The 3,503-nt window shown below is 54.1% G+C and carries 1 tRNA gene and 2 rRNA genes; all 3 read left to right on the forward strand.

Annotated features, from left to right (window positions below):
• Positions 1-136: 136 nt before the first annotated feature.
• A tRNA-Glu gene (locus tag Xvie_RS26015) sits at positions 137-212 on the forward strand.
• 192 nt (positions 213-404) lie between these two features.
• Positions 405-3,314, forward strand: a 23S ribosomal RNA gene (locus Xvie_RS26020).
• 88 nt (positions 3,315-3,402) lie between these two features.
• Positions 3,403-3,503: ribosomal RNA gene (gene rrf, locus Xvie_RS26025) — 5S ribosomal RNA — on the forward strand.

Consider the following 3,503-nt stretch of genomic DNA (forward strand, 5'->3'; position numbering starts at 1 on the left):
TCGTAACAAGGTAACCGTAGGGGAACCTGCGGTTGGATCACCTCCTTACCTAGAGATAGTAGTTTTTGTTGCAGTGCTCACACAGATTGTCTGATGAAATGTAATATGAGCAGCGCGTCTGCGAAGAAGACTCGATGTCCCCTTCGTCTAGAGGCCTAGGACACCGCCCTTTCACGGCGGTAACAGGGGTTCGAATCCCCTAGGGGACGCCACACTGCTCAGGCCCTGTGTGAAAGGCGGTGCCCCCTGATATTATTGTTAAGCGGGCTGTAAAGTCGGTTTACCAATAATAGCTCTTTAACAATCCGGAACAAGCTGAAAATTTGAAACACCCAGTCCCAGTCGTGAAGACGGGATTGGGGAGTCTCTCAAAACTCCAGTCCGAAGACACCTTCGGGTTGTGAGGTTAAGCGACTAAGCGTACACGGTGGATGCCTAGGCAGTCAGAGGCGATGAAGGACGTGCTAATCTGCGAAAAGCGCCGGTGAGCTGATATGAAGCGCCATCAGCCGGCGATGTCCGAATGGGGAAACCCAGTGCAATCCGTTGCACTATCATTAACTGAATTCATAGGTTAATGAGGCGAACCGGGGGAACTGAAACATCTCAGTACCCCGAGGAAAAGAAATCAACCGAGATTCCCCCAGTAGCGGCGAGCGAACGGGGAGCAGCCCAGAACCAGCATCAGTGTCAGCGTCAGGAGAACGGTCTGGAAAGGCCGGCAGTAAAGGGTGATAGCCCCGTATCTGAAGACGCTGGCAGTGGGAGTTCGATGAGTAGGGCGGGACACGTGGTATCCTGTCTGAACATGGGGGGACCATCCTCCAAGGCTAAATACTCCTGACTGACCGATAGTGAACCAGTACCGTGAGGGAAAGGCGAAAAGAACCCCGGCGAGGGGAGTGAAAGAGAACCTGAAACCGTGTACGTACAAGCAGTGGGAGCACCCTTTGGGGTGTGACTGCGTACCTTTTGTATAATGGGTCAGCGACTTATATTCTGTAGCAAGGTTAACCGTATAGGGGAGCCGCAGGGAAACCGAGTCTTAACTGGGCGTTAAGTTGCAGGGTATAGACCCGAAACCCGGTGATCTAGCCATGGGCAGGTTGAAGGTTGGGTAACACTAACTGGAGGACCGAACCGACTAATGTTGAAAAATTAGCGGATGACTTGTGGCTGGGGGTGAAAGGCCAATCAAACCGGGAGATAGCTGGTTCTCCCCGAAAGCTATTTAGGTAGCGCCTCGTGAAGTCATCTTCGGGGGTAGAGCACTGTTTCGGCTAGGGGGTCATCCCGACTTACCAACCCGATGCAAACTGCGAATACCGAAGAATGTTATCACGGGAGACACACGGCGGGTGCTAACGTCCGTCGTGAAGAGGGAAACAACCCAGACCGCCAGCTAAGGTCCCCAAGTCATGGTTAAGTGGGAAACGAAGTGGGAAGGCTCAGACAGCCAGGATGTTGGCTTAGAAGCAGCCATCATTTAAAGAAAGCGTAATAGCTCACTGGTCGAGTCGGCCTGCGCGGAAGATGTAACGGGGCTAAACCATGCACCGAAGCTGCGGCAGCGACACGCAAGTGTTGTTGGGTAGGGGAGCGTTCTGTAAGCCGTTGAAGGTGTGCTGTGAGGCATGCTGGAGGTATCAGAAGTGCGAATGCTGACATAAGTAACGATAAAGCGGGTGAAAAACCCGCTCGCCGGAAGACCAAGGGTTCCTGTCCAACGTTAATCGGGGCAGGGTGAGTCGACCCCTAAGGCGAGGCCGAAAGGCGTAGTCGATGGGCAACGGGTTAATATTCCCGTACCCGGTGTTACTGCGAAGGGGGGACGGAGAAGGCTAGGCTGGCCGGGCGACGGTTTGTCCCGGTTTAAGCGTGTAGGTGGGGTGACCTGGCAAATCCGGTCACCTGTTAACACTGAGGCGTGATGACGAGGCACCACGGTGCTGAAGTAGCTGATGCCCTGCTTCCAGGAAAAGCCTCTAAGCTCTAGGTAACATTGGATCGTACCCCAAACCGACACAGGTGGTCAGGTAGAGAATACTCAGGCGCTTGAGAGAACTCGGGTGAAGGAACTAGGCAAAATGGTGCCGTAACTTCGGGAGAAGGCACGCTGGCACTAGGTGAAGGGCCCCGCGCCCGGAGCCGAAGCCAGTCGCAGATACCAGCTGGCTGCAACTGTTTAATAAAAACACAGCACTGTGCAAACACGAAAGTGGACGTATACGGTGTGACGCCTGCCCGGTGCTGGAAGGTTAATTGATGGGGTTAGCCGCAAGGCGAAGCTCTTGATCGAAGCCCCAGTAAACGGCGGCCGTAACTATAACGGTCCTAAGGTAGCGAAATTCCTTGTCGGGTAAGTTCCGACCTGCACGAATGGCGTAATGATGGCCAGGCTGTCTCCACCCGAGACTCAGTGAAATTGAACTCGCTGTGAAGATGCAGTGTACCCGCGGCAAGACGGAAAGACCCCGTGAACCTTTACTATAGCTTGACACTGAACCTGGAGCCTTGATGTGTAGGATAGGTGGGAGGCTTGGAAGTGTGGACGCCAGTCTGCATGGAGCCAACCTTGAAATACCACCCTTGAATGTTTGAGGTTCTAACGTAGGCCCGTCATCCGGGTTGCGGACAGTGTCTGGTGGGTAGTTTGACTGGGGCGGTCTCCTCCCAAAGCGTAACGGAGGAGCACGAAGGTTAGCTAATCACGGTCGGACATCGTGAGGTTAGTGCAAAGGCATAAGCTAGCTTGACTGCGAGAGTGACAGCTCGAGCAGGTACGAAAGTAGGTCTTAGTGATCCGGTGGTTCTGCATGGAAGGGCCATCGCTCAACGGATAAAAGGTACTCCGGGGATAACAGGCTGATACCGCCCAAGAGTTCATATCGACGGCGGTGTTTGGCACCTCGATGTCGGCTCATCACATCCTGGGGCTGAAGTAGGTCCCAAGGGTATGGCTGTTCGCCATTTAAAGTGGTACGCGAGCTGGGTTTAGAACGTCGTGAGACAGTTCGGTCCCTATCTGCCGTGGGCGTTGGAAGATTGAAAGGGGCTGCTCCTAGTACGAGAGGACCGGAGTGGACGCACCACTGGTGTTCGGGTTGTCATGCCAATGGCACTGCCCGGTAGCTAAGTGCGGAAGAGATAACCGCTGAAAGCATCTAAGCGGGAAACTTGCCTTGAGATGAGTCTTCCCTTGTCCCTTGAGGACACTGAAGGAACGTTCGAGACGAGGACGTGGATAGGCTGGGTGTGTAAGCGTTGCGAGACGTTGAGCTAACCAGTACTAATGAACCGTGCGGCTTAACCTGACAACACCGAAGGTGTTTTGGGCTGAGAGAGCAGATGACAAAGTTTCAAAGCAGATGACAGCTTGTTCGGGGTTGAAACCAGGATTTGTCTGGCGGCAATAGCGCGGTGGTCCCACCTGACCCCATGCCGAACTCAGCAGTGAAACGCCGTAGCGCCGATGGTAGTGTGGGGTCTCCCCATGTGAGAGT

Source organism: Xenorhabdus vietnamensis (genome assembly GCF_002127535.1).
Classification (GTDB): domain Bacteria; phylum Pseudomonadota; class Gammaproteobacteria; order Enterobacterales; family Enterobacteriaceae; genus Xenorhabdus; species Xenorhabdus vietnamensis.